Annotated in this window: 20 protein-coding genes, 1 tRNA gene and 1 pseudogene; 14 read left to right on the forward strand and 8 right to left on the reverse strand. The window is 51.1% G+C overall.

What is annotated here, in order from left to right:
* Positions 1 to 86: 86 nt before the first annotated feature.
* The gene (locus tag DESTI_RS29545; protein ID WP_052316115.1) at positions 87 to 506 is read right to left on the reverse strand and encodes a MotA/TolQ/ExbB proton channel family protein; all 420 of its coding nucleotides are present in this window, start codon (positions 504 to 506) and stop codon (positions 87 to 89) included.
* Positions 503 to 772 carry a hypothetical protein gene (locus DESTI_RS31520; protein WP_052316116.1) on the reverse strand — a complete coding sequence of 90 codons (270 nt, stop codon included), beginning with the start codon at positions 770 to 772 and terminating at the stop codon, positions 503 to 505. The genes DESTI_RS29545 and DESTI_RS31520 overlap by 4 nt, the downstream gene beginning before the upstream one ends.
* A gap of 121 nt (positions 773 to 893) precedes the next feature.
* On the opposite strand from DESTI_RS31520, the gene DESTI_RS27145 reads away from it, so the two are divergent.
* The 3 genes and pseudogenes from DESTI_RS27145 to DESTI_RS29555 form a co-directional block, all read left to right on the forward strand.
* Positions 894 to 2,126 carry an ABC transporter permease gene (locus DESTI_RS27145; RefSeq protein WP_014813155.1) on the forward strand — a complete coding sequence of 411 codons (1,233 nt, stop codon included), beginning with the start codon at positions 894 to 896 and terminating at the stop codon, positions 2,124 to 2,126.
* Between the two features lie 972 nt (positions 2,127 to 3,098).
* The gene (locus DESTI_RS27150; RefSeq protein WP_014813156.1) at positions 3,099 to 3,983 is read left to right on the forward strand and encodes a hypothetical protein; all 885 of its coding nucleotides are present in this window, start codon (positions 3,099 to 3,101) and stop codon (positions 3,981 to 3,983) included.
* 6 nt (positions 3,984 to 3,989) lie between these two features.
* Positions 3,990 to 4,547 (forward strand): annotated as a pseudogene (locus DESTI_RS29555) (tyrosine-type recombinase/integrase); the annotation flags it as partial.
* On the opposite strand, the gene DESTI_RS27160 reads toward DESTI_RS29555, so the two are convergent.
* The 4 genes from DESTI_RS27160 to DESTI_RS27175 form a co-directional block, all read right to left on the reverse strand.
* Positions 4,510 to 4,586: transfer RNA gene (locus tag DESTI_RS27160), tRNA-Pro, on the reverse strand. The pseudogene DESTI_RS29555 and the gene DESTI_RS27160 sit on opposite strands and share 38 nt — an antisense overlap.
* Before the next feature lie 158 nt (positions 4,587 to 4,744).
* Positions 4,745 to 5,989 (reverse strand): acyl-CoA dehydrogenase family protein, encoded by a 1,245-nt coding sequence (locus DESTI_RS27165; protein WP_014813157.1) that lies wholly within the window; start codon positions 5,987 to 5,989, stop codon positions 4,745 to 4,747.
* 162 nt (positions 5,990 to 6,151) lie between these two features.
* On the reverse strand, positions 6,152 to 7,657 hold the full coding sequence (locus tag DESTI_RS27170) for a class I adenylate-forming enzyme family protein (protein WP_014813158.1): 1,506 nt from the start codon (positions 7,655 to 7,657) through the stop codon (positions 6,152 to 6,154).
* A gap of 2 nt (positions 7,658 to 7,659) precedes the next feature.
* A complete protein-coding gene (locus DESTI_RS27175) occupies positions 7,660 to 8,067 on the reverse strand; it encodes a MerR family transcriptional regulator (protein ID WP_014813159.1) in 408 nt (135 codons plus the stop codon).
* A gap of 436 nt (positions 8,068 to 8,503) precedes the next feature.
* On the opposite strand from DESTI_RS27175, the gene DESTI_RS27180 reads away from it, so the two are divergent.
* The 3 genes from DESTI_RS27180 (at position 8,504) to DESTI_RS27190 (ending at position 12,689) form a co-directional block, all read left to right on the forward strand.
* Positions 8,504 to 9,427, forward strand: coding sequence for a tetratricopeptide repeat protein (locus DESTI_RS27180; protein WP_014813160.1), 924 nt, complete (start codon positions 8,504 to 8,506; stop codon positions 9,425 to 9,427).
* The gene (locus tag DESTI_RS29560; RefSeq protein WP_083846926.1) at positions 9,330 to 10,439 is read left to right on the forward strand and encodes an ankyrin repeat domain-containing protein; all 1,110 of its coding nucleotides are present in this window, start codon (positions 9,330 to 9,332) and stop codon (positions 10,437 to 10,439) included. Before DESTI_RS27180 ends, DESTI_RS29560 begins: the two co-directional genes overlap by 98 nt.
* Positions 10,440 to 10,577: 138 nt before the next feature.
* A complete protein-coding gene (locus tag DESTI_RS27190; protein WP_014813162.1) occupies positions 10,578 to 12,689 on the forward strand; it encodes a hypothetical protein in 2,112 nt (703 codons plus the stop codon).
* A 392-nt stretch (positions 12,690 to 13,081) separates the two neighbouring features.
* Here DESTI_RS27190 and DESTI_RS27195 read toward each other — a convergent pair whose 3' ends face one another.
* Both DESTI_RS27195 and DESTI_RS27200 read right to left on the reverse strand, forming a co-directional pair.
* On the reverse strand, positions 13,082 to 13,978 hold the full coding sequence (locus tag DESTI_RS27195; RefSeq protein ID WP_014813163.1) for a CBS domain-containing protein: 897 nt from the start codon (positions 13,976 to 13,978) through the stop codon (positions 13,082 to 13,084).
* Between the two features lie 47 nt (positions 13,979 to 14,025).
* Positions 14,026 to 14,493 carry a CBS domain-containing protein gene (locus tag DESTI_RS27200; protein ID WP_014813164.1) on the reverse strand — a complete coding sequence of 156 codons (468 nt, stop codon included), beginning with the start codon at positions 14,491 to 14,493 and terminating at the stop codon, positions 14,026 to 14,028.
* A gap of 662 nt (positions 14,494 to 15,155) precedes the next feature.
* On the opposite strand from DESTI_RS27200, the gene nifH reads away from it, so the two are divergent.
* From nifH to DESTI_RS27240, 8 genes are all read left to right on the forward strand, one after another.
* Complete coding sequence (gene nifH, locus DESTI_RS27205; protein ID WP_014813165.1) at positions 15,156 to 15,980, forward strand: nitrogenase iron protein; 825 nt, start codon at positions 15,156 to 15,158, stop codon at positions 15,978 to 15,980.
* 35 nt (positions 15,981 to 16,015) lie between these two features.
* Positions 16,016 to 16,342, forward strand: coding sequence for a P-II family nitrogen regulator (locus DESTI_RS27210; protein WP_014813166.1), 327 nt, complete (start codon positions 16,016 to 16,018; stop codon positions 16,340 to 16,342).
* A 22-nt stretch (positions 16,343 to 16,364) separates the two neighbouring features.
* Positions 16,365 to 16,772 carry a P-II family nitrogen regulator gene (locus tag DESTI_RS27215; protein ID WP_014813167.1) on the forward strand — a complete coding sequence of 136 codons (408 nt, stop codon included), beginning with the start codon at positions 16,365 to 16,367 and terminating at the stop codon, positions 16,770 to 16,772.
* Positions 16,773 to 16,774: 2 nt separating this feature from the next.
* Positions 16,775 to 18,403 (forward strand): nitrogenase molybdenum-iron protein alpha chain, encoded by a 1,629-nt coding sequence (gene nifD, locus DESTI_RS27220; RefSeq protein WP_014813168.1) that lies wholly within the window; start codon positions 16,775 to 16,777, stop codon positions 18,401 to 18,403.
* 96 nt (positions 18,404 to 18,499) lie between these two features.
* Positions 18,500 to 19,873 carry a nitrogenase molybdenum-iron protein subunit beta gene (nifK, locus tag DESTI_RS27225; protein ID WP_014813169.1) on the forward strand — a complete coding sequence of 458 codons (1,374 nt, stop codon included), beginning with the start codon at positions 18,500 to 18,502 and terminating at the stop codon, positions 19,871 to 19,873.
* Positions 19,874 to 19,875: 2 nt separating this feature from the next.
* Positions 19,876 to 20,184 (forward strand): (2Fe-2S) ferredoxin domain-containing protein, encoded by a 309-nt coding sequence (locus DESTI_RS27230; protein ID WP_014813170.1) that lies wholly within the window; start codon positions 19,876 to 19,878, stop codon positions 20,182 to 20,184.
* A gap of 211 nt (positions 20,185 to 20,395) precedes the next feature.
* Positions 20,396 to 21,787 carry a nitrogenase iron-molybdenum cofactor biosynthesis protein NifE gene (gene nifE / locus DESTI_RS27235; RefSeq protein ID WP_014813171.1) on the forward strand — a complete coding sequence of 464 codons (1,392 nt, stop codon included), beginning with the start codon at positions 20,396 to 20,398 and terminating at the stop codon, positions 21,785 to 21,787.
* A 368-nt stretch (positions 21,788 to 22,155) separates the two neighbouring features.
* Entirely contained in the window at positions 22,156 to 23,526 is a 1,371-nt protein-coding gene (locus tag DESTI_RS27240) for a nitrogenase component 1 (RefSeq protein ID WP_014813172.1), read from the forward strand.
* Positions 23,527 to 23,537 lie beyond the last annotated feature (11 nt).

Below are 23,537 nucleotides of genomic sequence, written 5' to 3' on the forward strand. Positions count from 1 at the left end.
TCCTATCTCTTCTTCCGATTTACCCCGACAACCGCATCGCTGATTGTCTCGTCTCCAAGCTGCCGGTATTTCGCGAATCCAGACCCTCAGGGTTTAGCGAGGGCCATATCATGCCCTTCCTCTTCTCGAATACTGAGCAATTTCAGCGATGGAGGATCTGAGAATTCTTTGATCAAGGCTTCGGTTATGGCCACGGATTTCTTTTCCAGTTCAAGGGAAATCCGTTCAGAACGACTCTGCACATATCGGTCCATAACTACGGCAGGGATGGCTACTGCCAGACCCGCAAACGTGGTGATGAGAGCCTCAGAAATCCCTGCCGCCAGGAGTGGCGGATCTACAACGGTATGCCTTGATATGACGTCGAAAGCCTTGATCATGCCTGAGACTGTTCCGAAGAGACCTAGTAGCGGGGAGATGTACGCGACTGTCCCGAGGATCGACTGATACCGTTCAAGTTCCACAGACTCCTGTTCGCCTATCTCAGAGAGCATGAAACGGATCATGTCCGCCCCTTGAGTGTGGTGGGTAAGACCGGCTCGGGCGATTCTTGCCAGAGGTGAGGAAGCGCACGCGTCGCAAAGTCCAAAGGCATCCGCCAGTCTTCCAGTGCGAGGTAGTCCCGGAAAGTCCGCACAAACCCTTCGGGAATCAACCTGCCCAGGCGAAGACACCAGAGTCGCTTGCAAAAGACAGTGACTGCCGCTACTGAACAAAGCAGAATCGGATACATCGCAATTCCACCGCGTTGAAAAAGATCAATGAAATCCATCACAACCCTCTCGGATCAGTCTCGGATGAGACACAATACTTCATTTTGTATTCGAATGGTAGCATCTTTTTAGTGGATGTGCTATTTTTCATCAGCTTCCATTTCTTTGAGGGTTGCAGCCATGTCTTCCAGCTTCCTGAACGCCTTGATCGTGGCAGCGGGTGCACTCCGCGTGAATGTCCTTCGCTCAGTCCTTACCATGCTCGGCATCGTCATAGGCGTGGGAGCCGTAATCGTTATGGTGGCCCTCGGTATGGGGGCGCGGGAGCTGATCGGCGATCGAATCCGCTCGATGGGTACCAATCTCATTCTCGTGATTCCCGGCGCTAGCAAACAGGGAGGGGTCCACATGGGCTCCGGTACTGTCCATACTTTGACTGCAAGAGATTGCGAGGCAATTTCCAAGAATTGTGTGTCTGTGACGGCAGCAGCTCCCAACTGGGGGCAAGTGACACAAATAGTCTACGGAAACCGAAACTGGCGCGCTCGTGTCTCAGGCACTACTGTGGACTTTTTCGTAGTACGCGAATGGAACATTTTGACCGGCAGGATTTTCAACGCACAGGAAGAGCGAGCCGGCTCCAAAGTTTGCGTAATAGGAACTACGGTGGCGAATCAGTTGATGGGGGGAACTGATGCGGCAGGCAAGATTATAAGAATTCAGAATGTCCCGTTCCAGGTTGTCGGAGTGCTTGAGGCTAAAGGGCAATCTCCTGGCGGAGAGGATCAGGATGATGCTGTGTACGTTCCTTTGGCTGCGGCTCACTCTCGGTTGTTTGGTACGCCGTTCAAGGACGAGGTCAGGGTGATCATCGTCCAAGCCGAGTCCCAAGAGTTTCTGCCGCGAGCGCAAGAGGAAATCACTGAATTGCTGGCCAAGAGGCATCGGATAGCCCCCGGCGCGGACAATGACTTCACAGTCAAGAGCTTGACCGATGTGATGCGCGCTTCTGAGGAATCCCTCAAAGTCATGACAACCCTTCTCGGCTCTATCGCAGCCATATCCTTGCTTGTCGGGGGCATTGGCGTGATGAATATCATGCTGGTTTCCGTAACCGAACGGACCCGTGAGATCGGCATTAGGATGGCCGTTGGAGCAAAAACTCTGGACATTTTGGGCCAGTTTCTCGTGGAAGCTTGCGTACTGACCATGCTAGGCGGGATCACGGGAATAGTCTTCGGTATAGCATCCTCTTACGTCTTTGCCCAAGTCAGCAACTGGCCAGTGCTGGTGAGTCCCATATCAGTGGCTGCAGCGTTCGGCGTTTCCGCCGCAGTGGGAATCTTCTTCGGATTCTTCCCCGCGTTCAAGGCTTCAAGACTGAATCCGATTGACGCTTTGAGATACGAGTAGACAATTCCGATTGTCTATTTCTGGCTCGAAACAGCGAAGCGAAAAGAACGAGCGCGAGGTCGATGCCGACGTGCTGGGGTCTCACAGCTGCAGTCTGGAAGCTCTCTCCTTACACGATAAGCCTAGCGACCCATTTGAGAAGATATTTTCATTAGACGCACAATTCTGTTGACTTGTTGTGGCACGTTTTTGTAATATGTAGTACGTCTCTAGCCACTCTCTTTGCTCCCGTAACCCCCGTGCACATCAGAAACCTGCTCGGGGGTTATGCTGCTCTGGTAGGTACAAGCTGGCGACAGATCATGTGATGGGTGGTTCTTCTTCGGTTCAAGCACCTCAGATTGGTGGAGACAAGGCGGGGATCGGGTGGAAAGAGTTCCACTGGGAGATAAATCAACCGGTACGGGGCTTAACTTCTTTCTCCTATGGGAAGCCCGGCAATTGACTCAGCGAGGGCTCTCGAATTTTGCCGGTCGCGATGGGTAACTATTCTGAAACTGATGTTCCACACCGATCGGCAATTTCTTCTCGCCTTTTGCCAGGTGTAAGATGCTCCGCTTCGCTTAAGACTGGAGGCGTTCGTTTACTGGGAGAATCGCCTTGATTCCAATGCCACGATTATGAAATAGGCGCCACGTCCCACAACGAAATGCGAAATCCCATTGAGGGGATTGAGGCCCGAGAAACGGGCCGGACCGGAAGGCTACACATGCGGTTGACCAAAGTTGGAATGCAGTTCATTCCTGGAGTAACGACTCTAACCGAGGATAGGACCTATCTAACCGAGGATAGGACATCCGAAATAAAGATGATACGACGGCGCGGCAAACCGCACTAGATTTCGATCTCCACGCTTTTTCGGCGCTCTTCGCGGCACATTCCGGCACTTCGACGGCTCCTGCGGGCGCAGATAGCTCACCTGAATCGGCCGATTCGGAGACAACGATCAGCGAGTCTGGTCTGCCTGATCATGTGGAGCAAGATGGGGCCGAAGACGAATCCGACATTGATCTGGAATCCGTAGAAGTTCGGGAGTCTGACGGCAGTGGCGAGGCTGATGATCGGGAAGTCATTCCTGTCACTACCATAGTGACCGCAACGGCGTCTGCTCAGGCGCTTGGCGAAACGCCATCTCTGTTGGACTCGCTTGAAGGCACGTTCCAAGATCTCGTGGAAGCATCTCCAGCCTTTTTCGACAACCTGGGAGAAACGTCGCGGAAAATGTCCCTTGATGAAATTGGGAAACTCGTGGAGGACACGGATCGTCAATCCGAGGATAAACAAAAGCACACCAGCAAAGTGATTGCAATCCAATTTGTACTTCAGCCGGGCCTGATCACCGAGATGAAGGAACGAAGAGACTTCCGCCATGCCGGGACCATCCGAAGGTTGAAACTAGGGGGAGATGCGGACCTCAAACTTGGTAAGAGAGGAGTAGATACGGCTCCTTTCGGAGCCTCGCAGCTCCAGGAGCTTGCCAAGTGTCCCATCGATCAGATCATGGTTGATTGCGCGAGAGAGGCAATCGCAAAAAAGCTGTCGGTTCGCGACATCCGCAAACTGGTCACACCTTTCGTCAGAAAAGCCAAAATGGAAGCATCCGGGGTGCTCACGGACATGAGAGCCGAGTGCGTGCAGATCATCGAAGGTCTTGAGCAACCTGGGAAACTTATGGAGCAACAACCAACGATGCGCCTGCTCCAAGACGCGGATAGGTTAAGATCGGAGTTCACTTTTCCCGAGCTATCTCGAATTCACGAGAAGGCACTCGCCGCCGAAACAAAAATCAAGAAGCAAAAAATGGCGCTTGAAGAAAAAAGCGCAGGATACGAGCCGCTTATCAATCTCTGCGTTTGATTCGTTGAACAGGAGGTCTGTAGTCTGCGTTGGGAGTGGGAAGTTGAAATTCCCGAGCTGAAGACCAGCGTTTTCCTGATTCCGGCGGGGATGGTGAAGAACAGGCAAGAACGCCTTGTTGTTCTGAATCGAATCGCCAAGCGTGTCGTAGATGAAATGCGGGGAGTTCATCCTGAGTATGTCTTCACATACCGGGGGAGACGGATTCTCAAGATGAATGGTCGTGCCTGGCGCGATGCAAGGAAGCGGGCAGGTCTTGAGGAAGTGCGGGTGCACGATCTGAAACACACGTTCGGCAGACGACTCAGGGCTGCCGGGGTGTCATTCGAGGACAGGCAGGATTTGCTCGGGCACAAATCCGGGCGGATCACCACGCATTATTCTCAGGCCGAACTGGGGAATCTTATCGCTGCTGCGAACAGGGTTTGCGGAGACGAGTCCCGCAAAAGTCCCGCACTGGTCATTCTCAAAAGAAAAACCGCCCATGCCGTGGAAAAGCAACTAGGCGGTTTATCTATGAAATCCGTGGTCGGGGCGACTGGATTTGAACCAGCGACCACCTGAACCCCATTCAGGTACGCTACCAGACTGCGCTACGCCCCGACTCTTTTGCGCCGATCTTCGGGATCGATGCAAAAGATAAGTTTACCGGGATTCGCTGAACTTGTCAAGCGAGAAGTTCAGCCCCAGACGCACCATGAAACTCTATGCCTCCAGTCCGGAAAGCCGCGCCCGAATGCATGGGGAGCGGCAACACTACGCTATTCGTATATCTTCTCTTCAACTTCGTCCGATGCTACAGAATCGGCCTCATAGTCACGAGGCAGACGAGCAGCCCTGATTTTCGCGTACTCTCTATACCATTCGCTCGCGGCGATCACAGACATAACTTCATTCGTTCCGGTCCAGATAGAAGCAAGGCGAAGGTCCCGGGATATGCGTTCGATGGGGTACACGTTTGTGTAACCGATTCCACCCATCACCTGCATAGCGTTATGTGCTACTTTTTGGCAAGATTCAGTAACGAATTTCTTCGTCTCCGATACCATTCTCCGGATCAGATTTTGCTCGGAACCAGCATCGACCGCACGAGCGGTCATATAGACCATTGAACGGGCAGCATCCAGCAACATAGCCGCTTCGGCAACCTGAAAGCTTACTCCTTGAAACTGATTGATAACCTGCCCGAAAGCCTTTCGCCGCGAACTGTAGCTCGTTGCCACGTCCAGCGCAGGGGAGGCTGCCCCTATGGTCATGGCCGCAGTTCCCAATCTTTCCGGAATCATCATGGTGTTGAAAACACTATAAGCGCCATGAAGCTTGCCTATAATATTTTCTTTGGGGACCCTTACGTCCTTGAAAACCACCCGTCCCGCACCGCCGCCTCGGCATCCCATGAGCCCATAGAGATATTTCGTGTCAACTCCTTCAGAACGATCGACAATGAAACAGGTGAGCGCTTTGTGCGGCTCCGCATCGGGGTCTGTTCGCGCGTACACGAGGAAGTAATCTGCTCCTTCAGCTCCTACGATGAAGCGTTTTTGGCCGTTGAGCAGGAAATAATCCCCTTTATCCACGGCCGTGGTGGTAGTGCCGAAGAAGTCGGAACCACCCCTGGGCTCGGTCAAGCATTCAGCCGCAAATAGTTCGCCCTTGATAAGTGGCTTGACGTACTTTTCCTTCTGCCCGTCCGTGCCGTGCAAGATAATAGCATCGCAGACGAGTTCCGATCCTATCCCAAAGGTGCAGGCAAAAATATAACCAAGAGTGCCTACTTCCTGCATGAGCATACAGGAGGTCACCCAATCCATTTCCTGACCGCCCCATTGCTTCGGATAGCGGCAACCGAAAAGTCCGCGTCCGGCTGCTTCCTGGAGAAATTCTTTGGGAAAGGTGATCTTGTCGGCATCCATGTCCAGGATCATCTTTCGAGGCACCCATTTGACGAGATCACGAGCTGCTTCACGCAACTTCAATTGTTCTTCGGTAAGTAAGAAGTCAAACATATGATTACCCCTTGTGTGAAACACTTATACCAATTCGCTTTTTCTTTTCATAATGTGGGAGGCTAGAGGTATCCCACGCTCCGGACGACGCAAAGCCGTCTAATCACTCCGCTCAGAACACCTCAGTCTTCACCATGTTATATGCATGATTGCGAAATGGCATTAGTTGATTTTCTCTCGCAACTGATATTTCTGGATCTTCCCACTCGGGGTATGCGGCAGAGATTCGACGATCTCGAATACCCGAGGAATTTTGTACTTTGCTAATTTGTCTGCAAGAAACGTCTTGAGCGTGTCTGCAGTGATCTGTTGATCCTTTGCAGGAACTACAAAGGCTGCAACCGTTTCGCCCCATTGGGGGTTGGGTACACCGATAACAGCAACTTCCATGACTCCCGGGCAACTTATGATGACATCTTCAACTTCTTTGGAATACACGTTTTCGCCGCCCGTGACGATCATGTCCTTGATCCTGTCGACGATAAAGAGGTATCCGTCTTCATCGATGCGGGCCATGTCCCCGGTTTTGTACCATCCACGGCTGAACGCTTCTTGTGTGGCGGATTCGTTCTTGAAGTAGCCGTTCATCATGCTATCGGCTTTGAGCCATATTTCACCGACTTCGTTGGGACCGGCTTCAGTGCCGTCCAACTTTATGAGCCTGAGGTCTGCCCCGGGAAGGGCTTTGCTCCCGATTGATCCGGCTTTTTTTATCTGCTCTTCAGGTTGCAGCACGGTGCCTGTCGGACCGGCTTCGGTCATGCCATAGACCTGGTAGAAATTGTCTGATCGGTATTTTTCCATAACCATCAGGGCAGTGTCTGCCGCCATGGGGCCGCCACCGTAGATCCAGCAGCGCATGGAACTGAGATCGAAATCCTGGAATTGAGGGATCATCTGAATAGGCATGATGTACGAAATGGGTGCTCCAAAATACACGGTACATTTTTCCTGCTGAATTGCCTGGAGAAAATGGAGCGGATGGTATTCTCGGATCAATACCGTGGTTCCCCCCAAATACTGAGTTCCCATGAACCAGTTATTCAACGGGGATGAATGCCATATGGGCATTGCCATGAGCGTGCGATCGTTCTCGTTGATCTTCACCGCAAGTGCGCCTGCAATTCCCGCCATGATGACATTACGATGCGTGTGGAGACATCCTTTGGGTTTGCCCGTAGTACCGCTCGTATACAGGATTTCAGCTATTGAATCGTCTGAGACGTTCACCGGTCTGAAGAGAGGCGATGAAGCCAATTCAGATTCAAAACTGTCGAACCCTTCGACTGGGGAATCTGTTGCCACTTTTCGGACATTCGTTTGAACCTTGCTCGCGACAGGTGCCAGAGTTCCGTCAAACAACAAAGCCTTTGATTCACTGTGTTCAAGGATATAGTCAACTTCAGGCGCCATGAGCTTGTGGTTTATGGGCACCACTGTCGCACCTGCTTTGAGAATTCCATAGAATGCGACCACAAAAGCGGGCGTGTTTTGGCTCATTAACGCAACTTTGTCTCCCGGAACAATCCCCCAACTCTGGAAAAGTCCAGCGGCTTGCTCTGCTTTTTGTTTTAACTCCAGATATGTCAGCGTGTTACCCGCGTATCTGATACATTCCTTGGGGCCGAATTTCCGTGCGTTCATGTCAAGCATCTGAACAAGGTTCATTTTTACCGATCCTCCTCTTCAAGTTCGTTCAAGCGTTTCAAGAGCTTTTCTTTGACACTCAGGATGTCTCGTTCCAATAATCTGAGTCCTTCAATACTGTCCCTGATTTCTTTCAGTTTTTTCTCGCCATACACCAGCGAAGCCCTGATTTGTTCGACTTCTCCTTTTTCCGCATCGGTCATGCCAATCATCTCGGCTATTTCTTCTAGGGAATAGCCGAAACGTTTGCCGCGGAGAATCAATTTCAGTCTGGCCCTGTCCCTTCTGCCATAGACGCGCTGATTGCCTGACGTACGTTTGGGCGAAAGCAGACCTTTTTCCTCATAAAAGCGAATGGACCTGGGGCTGATATCGAATTCCAGAGCCAGGTCGGATATTGAGTACCGTTTGTTCTTGGGATCGGATTTCATAGCCGGTCACATCTTAACGTTGACGTTAACGTTAACGTTAAGTATGGCAACAATTAACTGATATTGTCAATGCTTTTATTCTTGCCCAGAGCCGAGATCTAATTCGATTGGAGAGTTCGAAAAGGAAAAAGATTGACGTCTGTCCGTGGGCGAAGGTACGCTGTGCCGCGGGGCCTCCCCTTTTTTTGAGCCAGACGACTGAAGCATTGAGTTTTCCGCCAATTCAGGGGGAGATGCGATCCGCATTATTTTTGGGTTAGAGAGGCATCATTAACAAATCAACCCACACACCAAACAGTTGATCCAATCAGTAAGGATCAAGGATGCTCTTGGCTAAGGTCTGACATTTCTTAAACAATTTATCTTATGGTAATCCAATGTTACTTAGGAGCAGTAGAGCCTTTTTTAGTTGACCCAAATTAGACAGGAGACGGTTATGTTCAAGCGAATACTCATCGTCTTGGGAATAGCAGCCATAACATCATTGGCAATTCTGGCAACAGTAGATCTCTGGCTCGAGAGAATTGGAGACGTTCCAGCGAGCGACGCGAACAATACTCCCCAAACAAGCCCGGAAGCGCAGGAAGCTTTTCGGATTGACCGCGAAGGGCGTAAACTGGCATTTGGCCGGCAGAAAAACTTGAGACTGGCTGAAGAGAAGTTTCAGGAGTCATTAGGTATCTTCAGAAGAATCAACCATGAAGGCGGTCAAGCTGAAGTCCTCAACGACCTGGGGATTCTCTATGCAGATCAGCATCAGTACGCCAAAGCCATAGAATGTTACGAGAAGTCACTCGAGCTAAAGAGAAAGATGGGATGGTCCTGGGGGGAAGCGAATTCTCTCGCCGGCCTGGGCAACCTTTTCAGCGCCAAAAAAGAGTACTCCAAGGCTGCGGAATATTATGAGCAATCGCTCAAAGCATATGAAAAGGGAGGTGATTCGGTCCGCTCAAGAGGAACCCTCCTTTCACTGGCACGTACCTACCTCGATTCGCGTCAAGATGCTAAAGCAAAAGAATGCTATGAGAAATCGTTGGAATTAGCAAAAAAAGCTAAGAGTCTTAAGGACGAAGTTGATTCTTTGTCCGGACTGGCAAGTATTCTCCTCCGTAAGGATGAATATTCCCAAGCGGTCCCGTATCTTGAAGAGTGCTTCAAGCTTTCGAAAGCAACCGGCCAGCCTGACCTTGCCCAGTGGGCAGCGCACAGCCTCGGCTCGGTCTATTGTCGTTCGGGGAAGAGCTCCCAGGCAATTCAATACTATGAAGAGGCTCTGGCAATTCGGAAGCGCTTCCTTCATCGTGGACAGCACGGAAAGAGGAGGTATAGATCGTACCCATTGGGGTTTTTCTCAGTCTGAAACAAAAAAGCACCTGGTACAGCAAAGAACTATTTCAAACAATTTAGTGAGGTACGAAATCAGAGACTTTGAGCCGCAACCGGAAAGCACATTGTCGTTCATGTTCACGCAACGTCAACCCGGAAGATCGGGGGATATAAACGACCTCACTCACGCAGCTATGAACGGTCGTGTGGAACAGGTAAAGAAGCTTTTGGACAAAGGCGTCGATGTTAATTCAAGAAGCAACTCCGGCGAGACACCCTTGATGGCCGCTGCATGGGGAGGTCATGTAGCAGTTGCAAAATTGCTTCTGGAAAAGGGCGCTGACGTGAATGCAGAAACCGGAAATGGCCGGAATGCTTTGGTCAAAGCGATGGAAAATGCCTGGATGCGCGGTAGAGAGCAGATCGCAATGGCGAAGCTTCTGATCGAACACGGCGCCAAACCCACTAACCTGGCGGTGGCCGCATTCGTAGGCGATCTGGAGGCAATTCAGCATTTCACTGCCAACGGCTTGAATACGGATGAAAAAGGCACACTCAATAAACCCGCACCTTTGACGGCAGCGGCAATGGGTGGCCAAATGGAAGCCATCACCCTCCTTCTTGATAAAGGAGTACATAAAGATGCCAAGAACGAGCAGGGGCAGACGTCTTTGATGGCCGCAGCGGCAGCAGGTCACGCCGACGTGGTAAAGCTGCTTCTCGACAGAGGCGCTCATATCAATGAAATAGACGTCCATCGCAGGAATGCACTAAATCATGCCGTATTCCTTCGAGGTCACGTAGAAGTCGTAAGAGTACTCCTGGACAGAGGTGCCGACATTAACTCTAGAGATAATCCTGCCAACCGCACAATTCTCATGCATGCGGCCCAAAGCGGAAATCTGGCATTGGTGAATTTGCTATTGGAAAAAGGTGCTGAAGTGAACGCAAGGGACGGAAATGGCAAGACGGCTCTGAGTCTGGCTCGCGGGAAAGATATCGAAGAAATCGAAAAGGTGCTTATAGAGCATGGCGCGAAGAAATGATCCTGCTGACTTGGTGTCGAAAGAAAAAATGAGAATAGCTCAAAGGCGTTTGGCTTCATATTTGGCCTAAGTACTGTGACAACGTTCTATGAAGAACTTTGAAGCATCATGGTATTCACGAGAACAAAGGAGATCGGCATGAAAAAACCATTCGTGGTGACAGCAATATTCTCTCTTTTTATATGGCTAACTGCTGGAATCGCATTCGCAGCGAGCGAACCACCCCCGGTCACCAAGGTAGTACTGTACAAGCATGGCATGGGCTACCTCGAGCGGGAGGGGAAGGTCAAAGACAACGCGACGCTCTCTTTAGCTTTTCGCACCGATCAGATGAAGGATCTTCTCACGAGCTTCTTTGCCGTGGATCTCAGTGGCGGCAAGATCTCCGCTGTTCGGTACGAAACCCGCGATCCACTGTCGAAGCAGCTCCAGGATATTCTCATCAAGGTGCCTGAGGAAGCAGCGCTCAGCCAGTTTCTGACGCAACTCAAAGGTGCTCGTCTAAAAGCCAAAGCAGCGGGTGAAACCGTCGAAGGTCGCATCCTTGGTGTTGAACCCGTCATGGAAATTGTCAACAATCAGCCCGTGAAGAAAGGTTACCGCCTGGTTCTGCTGACTGAAGCGGGTCCGATCCGCTCCCTGGATCTCTTTGCGGTATCGGAATTCAGCTTGACTGACGAGGCGCTCCAGCGCGATCTTCGCAGACTCCTCGATATTACGCTCGACAGCAAGTACACCAACCGCAAGAAGCTCACCTTAAATGCAACAGGACAGGGCGAACGAGCTCTTCGGATGGGTTACCTGATCGAAATGCCCATTTGGAAATGCTCGTACCGTGTCATATTCGACGAGAAAAAGAAGAATGCTTCAACGCTGCTCCAGGGCTGGGCATTGGCGGAAAATAACACCGAGGATGATTGGAAAAACGTTCAGATTTCCTTTGTGGCAGGGAATCCGATGTCCTATGTGATGGATCTGTATTCACCCTACTACGTGAAGCGCCCTCAGGTGCCTATTCCGGGACTGCACGATTTGGCAGTGGATTGGGGTGCGGTGTCATCCCCGGATGCTGCGTCTGCAAAGGAAATTGAGTTAAAATTACTGGAACGTAAAGCTAAATCGAAGAGTGCTGCAAAGGTTCCCCATACTCAATACTTCATGGGGCCCCAACTAGCGCAACCTTCAGCGCCTCGTGTATCGGCTGATGCGGATGAAACTCAAAAGTCCTTGGGACAACTCCTAGCCGACAGTTATGGCAGCGGCCAAGGTGTTAAAGTTGGTGAAATGTTCAGTTATGAGCCCAAGGAGAAGGTTTCGATTCCCCGTGGACAGGCGGCAATGGTCCCCATCGTATCAAAACAGGTCAACGGACAACGGCTTCTGTTCTATAAAGCGTCCTTTTCGCCAAAGGTGACCAATGCCTTTGTCCTGCGAAACGATACGGACCTGACCCTGGAAGCAGGCGCTGTCACTTTCTTTGAAGGCAGCATGTCACTTGGCGAAGGGATTCTGGCAAATACACTCCCCCCTGGCAGTCAGCAGGTGATTCCTTACGCTGTGGACCCTTCGGTGGACGTCACTCCGGACGTAAGAATGAAGAAGGAACCGCATTTCAAGGCCACTCTTGCAGATGGGATACTCACGCTCACATCCACGGAGACTCTGACAAATACCTGGAAGATCGCAAATCGCGGCCGGGAGTCCGCTACCCTATGGCTCAATCATCCCAAGAATAGCGGTTACAGTCTCAGCAAGCCACAAAAGCCGCTCAAGGAAGTAGACAACCATTATCGATTCGAGGTGCCGCTGAAGCCTGGCGAGACCCTTGACTTCGTTGTTGAAGAGAAGCGCAACGTACACGAGACAGTGCATCTGGCAAAGAGCACCGAAGAACAGATCCGTTTCTATCTGTCCCAACCGTACCTTTCTCAGGGAGCCCGGGCCTTTATGAAGGAGTTGAGTGACCTCATGGCGAAAAAATCCGACTTACAACGGCAGATAGCAGAGTGGACTCAACAAGTGCAGCGGCTGACTGAGGAACAGGGTCGAATACGGTCGAATCTCCAGGCACTTGGTTCAAACGTGCCAAAGGAGCAGGAGTTGCGTGCAAAGTGGGTTGCAGCTTTGGCTTCTAATGAGGATCAACTTGCAGAGCGTCGCTCCAAGCTGGATGATGCCGGCGGCAAACTCAGACTGCTGGAAGAAACACTCGCTAAAAAGATCCGGGAATATAAAGAGGTAGGTGCCTGAAGCCGCTAATATAGCAGGCATTCAAAAATTCTCTCCAGATGAAAAATCCCCCCATTCCCCCCCTTTAATAAATGGGGGTAGAGGGCATAGGCGCTAACTTCTGGCGTTTTTGGTCGTTTGTTCCGGAGGAACAACTGACAATAGGCCGGCGATTCATCGCCGGATAAGGAAAAAACCTAATGATGTTAGAGTCCCGGAGGGACGGCTGATACACAAAATCCCGGCAATGAATTACCGGGCTATTTTCTTTGGTCCCTGCGGGACAAAGAATTGCAGTGAAGTTAGCGCCTATGGGGTAGAGAGGATCTCGTCTAACTTTGAAAGCAAATATTACAAGGGAGATAAGGGGGGATTTTCCCTACGCATTACTGAAAGCACGCGCCATAGTGAGTCTATTCTACACGAATGCGGCTGCTAATACAGGCATGGCAGGAGCCGGAGCGAATTCTTGCCGCATCGGATAAGGAGACTACTCCGACTATGTTTTCAGGTGATCCCGACCACACGAAAAGCCTTTGAAGATCGGTCACGATCATCTTGCGTATAGCGTCTTCGAGAAAGCTCGAGTCCTGGCAGGAATGGACACGAGATGACGCCAGTATATCACTTGCCGGAACTTCCGGTGGTGTGCCTCGGCGATATGCCAGAATGAGATCGGTCCTTGATACCACACTTATCGGAGTGCCTTGAGCGTTCTTGATGAGCACTGCCCCACACCTGTGTTCTGAAAGTCCTTCCATTATCTGAATGAGGCTATTACTCTCGTAGAACCACACAACCGACGAAATCATAACCTCCTTGACAAGGATTCGCGTCTCTTCAGGGGAATCTCCTGACCCCTTCTTGTGGTTCGTGATACTTCGATCGCAGGATCGACAATATTCGTAGAGTAGCCCTACAATGTCCGGATATGCCAGGACGCCGATAACCCTCTGGCGAATTTCATCAAGAACGTACAACCGATAAACTCGCTGGGTGCGCATAATATCAAGGGCCGATTCAAGTGAATCACCGGGATTGCAGAAAAGCGGAGGCGAAACCATGATGTGGCTTACGGGAGATTCGGGCGAAAGTCCTGCATAGTAAGCACCCATAATATCCGTTTTCGAGACAACACCGACAGGCTCACCGTATTCATTGGTGACCAGAAACGCATTGTTTTTGTACTTTATCAGTATTCTGATTCCGGCAATGATGGAGGAATCGGAGGGTAAGGCAGTAATCTGAATGCGCATGGCATCTCGGACGGTCACATCCGAGAGAACAGTCTTCTTAGCCGATTCAGTCATCTTCATACCTCTTCGGGACTGAGAAGGCTGCCAGTACGAGTACGGTTTTAACGAGATACCTTTTCCACCAGAAAATAGAAGAGATCGGAAAGGTACACCATGCCTTCAATAACTCCATCGTTCACCACCGGGAGCCTCCGAATATGCTTCTTGATCATGATGTCCAAGATGTGCATGACATGCGTATCCGGAGCGATTGTTATAACGTCGGGCGTCATGAGATCTTCCACCCGAACGGACTTGGCGCGGTCGGCTATGACCTCGAAGACACCTGAGACCTCAATATCGGTCATGATTCCCCAGACCTGGGTATGTTTCGGTCGGATGAGCAATAAGATGTCATACATCGACAGCATGCCGACAAGACGGCCTTCGTCGTCCTTCACAATCATGCCGAATACACGTCTTTGTTCCTCTGAGCTTGCCCGCTGAAATTGCCGAATGGCTTCAGCAATTGTCATGTGGGGAGTGAGTGCGCGAAAGTGTTGCTTCATGACATCTTTGGCTCTGAACATAGGAAACCCTCAGTAATAGAGTATACGGCATACCGTTTACGCGAGATCGATGCACATTATGACCCGGACGAGACAAGCGATTGATCCGACGATACCTGGAATCATAAGAAAGCTTCCAGACTGGGGCGGGTTTGCCGTGAAATCCAGCGGTTGTAAACAGGCCCACACTCCGACAATAGACCACGAGACACGAAAAATCAATTGAGCAATTCCCAAGCCGCAGCTTCAGCGGATATGCAGTAATACCAATTCGCTTTCATGCAAGTAACATCGAGAAGCTCGTTCATTGCCAGCTCCGGCAAATCTCCTCCGCTACGAACGGCGCTGCCTGACTTCGCTTCGGAGACCTGCCAGGGCCGGGTTCATCCAATGTCACTTCTTTGGCCGCGCATTGGTACAAGTGGCTGCAAGAGCGGTCGTAGCGCGGACGCGGCGGAATTTTCTGTTCATGGAAATTGCAGAGGTGTCTGCAAAAATGTAGGACGACCGACATTTTCGTAGATGCGTCCCGCAGGCCGTAAGGTCTTACAGCATTGCCGACGATGCAGGCCTAATGAAAATACTCAACGAAATAGCTTCCTTGAGAAGAGAGCGACCGCGTTTCATCATTTGGCACGCTTGTTGCCTCTTACCACGGCAAATTCGATGTGGCGGTTAATATCATGAGAAAAGTCGCAATCTATGGAAAAGGCGGGATCGGCAAATCAACAACCACACAAAACACTGTGGCAGGTTTGGCCGAACTGGAGAAGAAGGTCATGGTGGTCGGATGCGATCCCAAAGCAGATTCAACAAGACTGCTTCTCGGCGGTCTGGCCCAGAAAAGCGTTTTGGACACTCTCCGGGAAGAGGGGGAGGACGTGGATCTGGAGGATGTTCGGAAAGAAGGATTCGCGGAAACTCTCTGTGTCGAATCGGGAGGTCCCGAACCCGGAGTCGGATGTGCAGGCCGAGGAATCATCACTTCCATCAACCTCCTTGAATCTCTTGGAGCATACGACGAGAGTGAAAATCTGGACTATGTATTTTATGACGTGCTCGGCGACGTGGTCTGCGGCGGATTCGCCATGCCAATACGAGAGGGAAAGGCTCAAGAGATTTACATTGTCGTCTCCGGCGAAATGATGGCCATGTATGCAGCAAACAACATCTGTAAGGGAATCACGAGATACGCACAAACAGGCGGTGTCCGCTTGGGCGGTCTGATCTGTAACAGCAGAAATGTCGACAACGAAAAGGACATGATCAAAGCTTTTGCAGAAAGACTTGGAACCCAGATGATTTATTTTCTGCCCCGGGACAACATGGTCCAGCGTGCTGAAATCAACCGCAAGACCGTGATCGAGTACGATCCCACCTGCGAAATGGCGCAACATTATCGCAATCTGGCAAAAGCGGTAAACGAGAACGAAATGTTCGTAATCCCGACCCCCATGCACACCGACAACCTCGAGAAGATCCTCCTTGAATACGGACTTCTCAATTGAACGAAAGCATGCATACCACATAAGGAGCTGAACCTATGATCATGATTCGAGCTATAGTGCGACCTGAAAAGAGTGCACAGGTAATGCAATCGTTGCTGGAAGCGGGTTATCCGGCAGTCACCAAGATCGAGGTTGCCGGACGAGGGAAACAGCGGGGCCTCAAACTAGGGGACGTAGTATACGATGAACTCCCCAAAGAAATGCTCATGGTGGTCGCTCACAAGCACGAGAAGGATTTTGTAGTCCGAGCCATTATGGACAGTGCACGAACCGGAACAAAAGGAGCTTACGGAGACGGCAAGATTTTCATAACGGACGTAGAAGAGTCGTACACGATCAGCACCGGCGAACGCGAATCCTGAGGCGGTGATGAAGGAGCAGTCCATGAAAGAGATAACAGCGATCATCAGGATGAACAAAATAAACCAGACGAAGGAAGCTCTCATCAGTGCCGGATTCCCTGCTGCAACCGCAGTCCGTGCCGTTGGCAGAGGTCGGCGTCCGGTGGAACCTGACCTGCTCAATGCCATTAACGAGAATCCCAAGGACAGCGCCGATCTACTATCTACACTCTCTCAGGGTGGACGGCTCTATCCGAAGAGGATCATAACACTTGTTGTCCCCGACAGCAAAGTGAGTGAGATAATTCAGGCGATCATTAAGGTAAATCAAACCGGTAATCCGGGAGATGGGAAGATATTTGTGGGAACGGTAGCGGATGTTGTGAGAGTCAGGACTGGTGAAACCGGAGCAGCAGCTATCGACGAAATGAATGGAATAGAGAGGAGGTAACCATGCCCGGGCCCAGAATGAGTAAAGCTCCGGGAGTGGATCCCGAGGAATTCATCAAAGAAGTCACTGACCTTTATCCGACAAAAGTCGCAAAGAAGAGGCAGAAACACTTCATCGTCCGGAGACCGGACGAAGAGCAGGCAATCGAAGCAAATGTACGAACGATCCCGGGGATCATTACCCAGCGCGGATGCTGCTATGCAGGCTGCAAGGGAGTGGTGATCGGACCGGTGGGCGACATGGTTCACATAGTGCACGGTCCGATAGGTTGTGCATTCTATGCATGGAATACTCGCCGGAATTTGTTCACGCCCAGGGAGGATGGCAAAAATTATCTTCCCTATTGCTTCTCCACGGACATGCAGGATGAGGACGTCATCTTCGGCGGAGAAAAGAAGCTGAAACAGGCAATAAAGGAAGCGCACGAAATTTTTAAACCCAAAGCCATAAGCGTCCATGCAACGTGCCCGGTAGGTCTCATCGGAGATGATATTCAGTCAGTGGCACGGCAAATGAAAGAGGAACTGGGAGTCGAAATCCTTGCATTTAACTGTGAAGGTTACAAAGGGGTCAGTCAGTCCGGTGGCCACCACATTGCAAACAACAAGCTCTTCGACCAGGTGGTCGGAACCGATGACACTGAACCGGAAGGTAAATTCAACATAAACATACTCGGCGAGTACAATATTGGTGGAGACGCTTGGGAAATAGAGCGAGTCCTCCATAGATGCGGTATCAACGTGATCAGCACCTTTAGCGGTGACGGCTCGTACGATGAGATGAAGCGGTCTCATATGGCCGATCTCAATCTGGTGATGTGCCACCGTTCCATCAACTATATGGCTGAAATGATGGAGACAGGTTTTGGCATACCCTGGGCAAAGGTAAACTTTATCGGCATACATGCTATGGCCAAGAGTCTCCGGAAGATAGCCCGATTTTTCGAGAATGAAGAGCTTACAGTTGCAATGGAAACTGTGATCGCTGAAGAAGTGGCTGAAGCTGAGGCGGCTATAGCACCCTACAGAGAAAGACTCAAAGGCAAGACGGTGATGCTCTTTGTGGGCGGGTCCCGTGCTCACCATTACCAGGAAGTGTTCAAGGATCTGGGAATGCAAACCATCGTATCCGGATACGAGTTCGCCCACCGTGACGACTACGAAGGAAGACAGGTTATTCCCGAGCTCAAAGTGGATGCAGACAGCCGTAACATTGAGGAACTGAAGGTCCAGGCGGATCCGGATCGATTCAGAGCAAGAAAAAGCACTGAAGCTCTCGAAAAACTCAAAGCGGAAAAAGTGATCGACTACTATGAAGGTTTGATACCCGACATGGGGAACGGTACTCTCGTCATAGACGATCTAAGCCATGTGGAGCTGGAAAAGCTCATCGAGAAGTTCAAACCGGACATGATCTGCTCGGGTATAAAAGACAAGTACATCATCGAGAAGTTCGGCGTACCATCGAAACAGCTCCACAATTACGACTACAGCGGACCGTATGCAGGATTTCGAGGAGCAGTCAACTTCGCCCGTGATGTTGATATGATGATCAATAATCCCGCTTGGAAGCTACTCAAGACACCATGGGAGACACAACCGATTCTGAAAGCAAAACTGGGTTCAGAATGAAGCACACGGTGAAGTCGTAAGATATCGATCCGGCTTCGTGTTGAAGAGGCAAAATCGAAGGGCCATCCTCCGGGATGGACAAAAGAGGTAAGTACCATGTTGGACATGACTCCTAAAAATATCGTTGAGCGCACAGCTCTCCGTATCAACCCTGCAAAAACATGTCAGCCTATTGGGGCCATGTACGCCGCTCTGGGTATTCATCGTTGTCTGCCCCACAGTCATGGCAGTCAGGGCTGCTGTTCCTATCATCGCAGCCATTTGACTCGGCACTATAAGGAACCCGTTGTGGCTTCCACCAGCTCTTTCACGGAAGGAGCGGCGGTGTTTGGCGGCGCACCGAATCTTCGTCAGTCGCTCAAAACCATATTTCAGGTGTACGATCCGGACGTGGTGGCAGTTCATACCACGTGCCTGTCGGAAACCATCGGAGACGATATTCCGAGTATGATCAAGAAAGCCCGGGAAGACGATCTCATCCCTGATGGGAAATGGGTAATACACGCCAATACCCCGAGCTACGTGGGATCGCATGTTACTGGATTCTCCACCATGACAAAGGCGATGGTTGACTACTTCGCCGATCGTGACCTGCAGAATTCCCGGCGTATCAATATACTTCCGGGATATGTCGAGCCTCCCGACATGCGGGAACTCAAGCGGATGAGTTCGGAAATGGGAGTTGAGGCAATCGTCTTCCCGGATACCTCGGATGTTTTGGATACCCCTATGACAGGACAGTACCAGATGTATCCAAAAGGAGGTGCCCGCATAGAAAGCCTTATGGCCGTAGGCGGAAGCGCTTACACTCTTGGATTGGGTTCCTTCGCATCTGAAGCAGCAGCGACCGCTCTTGAGACGAAGTGCTCGGTACCGTTCAGGATGTTGGATCTGCCTCTAGGTGTCCGAGCAACCGATCGATTCGTCCAAGCGATAATGGAAGTCACGGAAAACGAGCCTCCTGAAACTATGATATTCGATCGGGGGCGTCTCGTGGATGTTATGACCGACATGCAACATTACTTGTACAACAAGACGGTTGCGATCTTCGGCGATCCCGACCACATGATTTCTTTGACGGATTTTCTCGTGAGCGCAGGTATGAAGCCGGTTTTCGTGATCACCGGGACCCCGGGAAAACGCTTTGAACAGCGGGTTAAAGATATATTGAAGGGTGTCGTGCCGAATCCCAGAGTGCATGCTGCTGCAGATCTGTTTTACTTGCATCAGCTCATAAAGAACGATCCAGTCGACCTAATCATCGGTAACACGTACGGCAAATACATTGCCAAAGCCGAAGATATTCCTTTCGTGCGTTTCGGCTTTCCGATACTGGATCGAGTCGGGCACAGCTACTTCCCCACGTTGGGTTATCGAGGAGGAATCCACCTGCTCATGAATATCGTGAACACTATTCTGGATCGTCAGGATCGCGATGCTCCGGATGAACGCTTTGAACTGGTGATGTAATCATGGAAAAACCAAAACACCATATTTTCGTATGTTGCAGTTTCCGTGTGGGCGGCGACCCCAAGGGCAAATGCATTAAACAGGACTCGGCCGAACTCATCGGCTACTTGGAAAGTGAACTTCCCGACCGCGGTCTGAGTGACGTGCTCGTTACCAGCGCAGGGTGTATGAAGATGTGTGATCATTCGCCCGTGATGGTCGTGTATCCGGAAGGCTGGTGGTATGCGGGCGTGGAATCGGAGGATGCGGTGGATGAGATTCTCGACGCACTGGAAGACGGCCGACCCGCGAGCAAGTACCTCATGACCTGATAAACAGGCAGCTTACCAGTTGGGGTTACGCAATCCGGGATTGCTGTCTCTCCCAATCGTTTACAGCAACTCTGCCCGTGTGCGGATGCTCTTTAGCGGTGATGAAGGTTGAATACCCATTTCTTGGGACAGCGACTTCAGACCGACAGGATTTTCTTATCCGAAACACAAGTACCACATAGTCCGGGACGGGCAGATAATGGAGTGAGAAATGGGATCCACCATTTTTTCCGAACGACAAAATCAGATAGTCCGTAAGGGCCGGGAACCCTTTCAGATAGCGTGCAATAAGGACAGTCTGGCCGGCGCAGTAAGCCAGCGTGCCTGCGTATTCTGCGGTTCCCGGGTTGTGCTGTATCCTATCGCCGATGCATTGCACCTGGTTCACGGCCCGATCGGTTGTGCGGCATACACCTGGGACATCAGAGGGGCTCTCTCCTCAGGTCCTGCTTTGCATCGACTGAGCTTCTCCACCGATCTCCAGGAGAGGGACGTGATCTTCGGGGGAGAGGAAAAGCTGGAACGGGCTTTGCTGGAGCTTATCGAGCGCCACGATCCGAAAGCGGCCTTCGTGTACTCCACATGTATTGTCGGTATCATTGGAGACGATCTTGACGCTGTATGCAATCGTGTCGCTGCCAAGACGGGCATTCCTGTATTGCCCGTGCAGTCCGAGGGCTTCAAAGGCAACAAGAGGGCAGGGTACAATGCAGCTTGCAAGGCCATGTTCAGACTGATCGGGACCGGAGACACCTCAGACGTTTCACCTTTGAGCATCAACATACTTGGCGATTTCAATCTTGCCGGGGAGATCTGGATAATCCGAGAGTACTTTCGAAAAATGGGTCTGCAGGTAGTGGCGAATATCACGGGTGACGGCAGGGTTGCCGATATTCAGCGGGCTCATGGTGCTGCTTTGAACGTGGTGCAGTGTTCGGGTGCCACCATGGATCTTGCTCTCATGATGAAGGAGGAGTACGGCACACCATTCTTGAGAGTCTCCTATTTCGGTATAGAAGATATGGCAGAATCTCTTTACAAAATCGCCGATTTCTTTCTGGACCAGGACCCGGACATGCTCGATCGAACTTCAGCGCTCGTAAAGGAAGAAGTGGATGTGATTTATCCCGAGTTGCTCAAGTATCGCAACGATCTTACGGGTAAGAAAGCTGCCATCTATGTTGGAGGAGCTTTCAAAGCTTTCTCTCTGGTAAAGGCTTTCCGTCTCTTGGGTATGGATGTTGTGCTGGTCGGATCTCAAACAGGTACAGAGGAAGACTATAAGGAACTCAGTGAAATTACGGACGATGGAACTATAATCGTCGACGATTCCAATCCGCTGGAGCTATCTTCATTTCTGCAAGAAAAGGATGTCGACGTTTTTGTAGGCGGCGTGAAGGAACGACCGATAGCATATAAACTCGGAGTCGGGTTTTGTGATCACAACCACGAACGCAAGGAGGCTCTGGAGGGATTTGTCGGCATGCTGAACTTTGCACGGGAAATTCACTCCTCGGTTCTCAGTCCTGTCTGGCGATTCGTTCCGAGAAAGACCGGGAAAAAGACTTTGCAGTTGATGAGGAAGGCCGAACCGGCTTCGTAGATGTGAGAGCTTTCTTTATCGGGTTTTCCGGGGGGCCTTCATCGTAACTGTTCAGTTACGAACGGGTAATAGGGATTCTGAGCCCTGGAAGGGCGGCCCAGTAATAGCCACGGGTGTCAACCCGTGGACAGCGCCATGTCCGTAAACATGGTTCAACGACCCTGAAAGGGTCGACCAACAGGCAATGATTCCCAAATGTGATTGGTGACCCTTTCAGGGTCCTGAAGACAAAGGATTTGCCGGATCGCTTCCGTGGGTTTGCACCCACGGCTACTGTTGGGTAGCCCCTTCGGGGCTGCAGAAACCTCTGCCATGCGTAACTGAATGGATACCCTTCATTATGCAAGCGATTGAACAAGGAATGCGCTATGAAACACCAAACTGAACCTTACGTATCTACCACCAATGCATGCAAACTCTGCAAGCCGCTTGGTGCATGCCTCGCCTTCAGAGGAATAGAAGGCGCCATACCCTTTCTTCATGGTTCCCAGGGATGCGCAACGTACATGCGGCGGTACATAATCAGCCACTTCAGAGAGCCGATGGATATCGCTTCTTCATCGCTGGGAGAGAAGCATGCGGTGTACGGCGGAGCCCCCAATCTGAAGCTCGGCATCAAGAACGTGTTGACAAAGTATCGTGCGGGCCTGATCGGGATCGCGAGCACCTGTCTCACGGAGACTATCGGTGACGACTTACCGATGATCGTTCGGGAATTCCATGGCGATTTTGCAGATCTGCTCCATGAGCACGGCGATCCTTCGATCGTGACAGTCTCTACTCCGAGCTACTCGGGCACGCATATGGAAGGTTTTCACGAAGCGGTCCGGGCTACGGTCGACCAATTGTCCGTGGCAGACGATCCAAACGAAAGTGTCGGGGTGTTTCCAGGCTTTTTGTCTCCTTCAGATATTCGTTACCTGAAAGAGGTTCTGGATGATTTCGGCATTCCTGCCACAATTCTCCCGGATATTTCCCTTACCCTGGACGGACCGGCTCTCGATGAGTACGAGAAGATTCCTCGGGGCGGTACCCCTATCTCAGAGATCAAATCGCTTGGAGGAGCGAGAGGTGTTATCGAATTCGGCCGCACGCTGCCCAGAAAAGGGACTGCAGGAACACTTCTGGAATCCAAGTTCGATATACCGCTTTATTCCATGGGCACTCCAATAGGTCTCCGGGAAAGCGATCGCTTGTTCGAGGCCCTGGAGGAATTATCCGGTCGAGAGACGCCGGAACGGCACATGCTGGCTCGAGGGCGTCTCATCGATTCCTTTGTGGACGGGCACAAGTACGTATTCGGAAAAAAGGCAGTTGTCTACGGAGAGGCGGATCTTGTAGTCGGATTGACTTCCTTCCTCGCAGAAGTAGGAATAAAGCCCGTGCTTTGTGCAACAGGCACACGAACGGGAAATTTAGAGCGGGCCATCGGAGATGTTCTCGAGGAATTCACCTTGGCCTCGCCCATGGTGAAAGAGGGTGTGGATTTTTACGAAATAGCGGAAGAAGCGGAAGCACTTGAGCCCGACTTCATAATCGGAAGCAGCAAAGGCTATCATTTGGCCCGGCGCTGGAATGTTCCCCTGATTCGAGTAGGTTTTCCCATACACGATAGATTCGGCGGACACCGTGTGCTCCACATTGGATATGCAGGAGGTCAGTCGCTTTTCGATCTTATCGTCAATACGCTTATCGAGCGGAAACAGGAACAGTCCCCTGTAGGGTACACATATATTTGAGAGGACTCAGC

The sequence above is a fragment of the Desulfomonile tiedjei DSM 6799 genome (assembly GCF_000266945.1).
Classification (GTDB): domain Bacteria; phylum Desulfobacterota; class Desulfomonilia; order Desulfomonilales; family Desulfomonilaceae; genus Desulfomonile; species Desulfomonile tiedjei.

Excerpts from the sequence above, each read along its gene's own strand:
- DESTI_RS29545 (WP_052316115.1), bottom strand. The coding sequence starts at position 506 with ATGATCCGTTTCATGCTCTCTGAGATAGGCGAACAGGAGTCTGTGGAA.
- DESTI_RS31520 (WP_052316116.1), bottom strand. The coding sequence starts at position 772 with ATGGATTTCATTGATCTTTTTCAACGCGGTGGAATTGCGATGTATCCG.
- DESTI_RS27145 (WP_014813155.1), top strand. The coding sequence starts at position 894 with ATGTCTTCCAGCTTCCTGAACGCCTTGATCGTGGCAGCGGGTGCACTC.
- DESTI_RS27165 (WP_014813157.1), bottom strand. The coding sequence starts at position 5,989 with ATGTTTGACTTCTTACTTACCGAAGAACAATTGAAGTTGCGTGAAGCA.
- DESTI_RS27170 (WP_014813158.1), bottom strand. The coding sequence starts at position 7,657 with ATGAACCTTGTTCAGATGCTTGACATGAACGCACGGAAATTCGGCCCC.
- DESTI_RS27175 (WP_014813159.1), bottom strand. The coding sequence starts at position 8,067 with ATGAAATCCGATCCCAAGAACAAACGGTACTCAATATCCGACCTGGCT.
- DESTI_RS27180 (WP_014813160.1), top strand. The coding sequence starts at position 8,504 with ATGTTCAAGCGAATACTCATCGTCTTGGGAATAGCAGCCATAACATCA.
- DESTI_RS29560 (WP_083846926.1), top strand. The coding sequence starts at position 9,330 with ATGAAGAGGCTCTGGCAATTCGGAAGCGCTTCCTTCATCGTGGACAGC.
- DESTI_RS27190 (WP_014813162.1), top strand. The coding sequence starts at position 10,578 with ATGAAAAAACCATTCGTGGTGACAGCAATATTCTCTCTTTTTATATGG.
- DESTI_RS27195 (WP_014813163.1), bottom strand. The coding sequence starts at position 13,978 with ATGACTGAATCGGCTAAGAAGACTGTTCTCTCGGATGTGACCGTCCGA.
- DESTI_RS27200 (WP_014813164.1), bottom strand. The coding sequence starts at position 14,493 with ATGTTCAGAGCCAAAGATGTCATGAAGCAACACTTTCGCGCACTCACT.
- nifH (WP_014813165.1), top strand. The coding sequence starts at position 15,156 with ATGAGAAAAGTCGCAATCTATGGAAAAGGCGGGATCGGCAAATCAACA.
- DESTI_RS27210 (WP_014813166.1), top strand. The coding sequence starts at position 16,016 with ATGATCATGATTCGAGCTATAGTGCGACCTGAAAAGAGTGCACAGGTA.
- DESTI_RS27215 (WP_014813167.1), top strand. The coding sequence starts at position 16,365 with ATGAAAGAGATAACAGCGATCATCAGGATGAACAAAATAAACCAGACG.
- nifD (WP_014813168.1), top strand. The coding sequence starts at position 16,775 with ATGCCCGGGCCCAGAATGAGTAAAGCTCCGGGAGTGGATCCCGAGGAA.
- nifK (WP_014813169.1), top strand. The coding sequence starts at position 18,500 with ATGTTGGACATGACTCCTAAAAATATCGTTGAGCGCACAGCTCTCCGT.
- DESTI_RS27230 (WP_014813170.1), top strand. The coding sequence starts at position 19,876 with ATGGAAAAACCAAAACACCATATTTTCGTATGTTGCAGTTTCCGTGTG.
- nifE (WP_014813171.1), top strand. The coding sequence starts at position 20,396 with ATGGGATCCACCATTTTTTCCGAACGACAAAATCAGATAGTCCGTAAG.
- DESTI_RS27240 (WP_014813172.1), top strand. The coding sequence starts at position 22,156 with ATGAAACACCAAACTGAACCTTACGTATCTACCACCAATGCATGCAAA.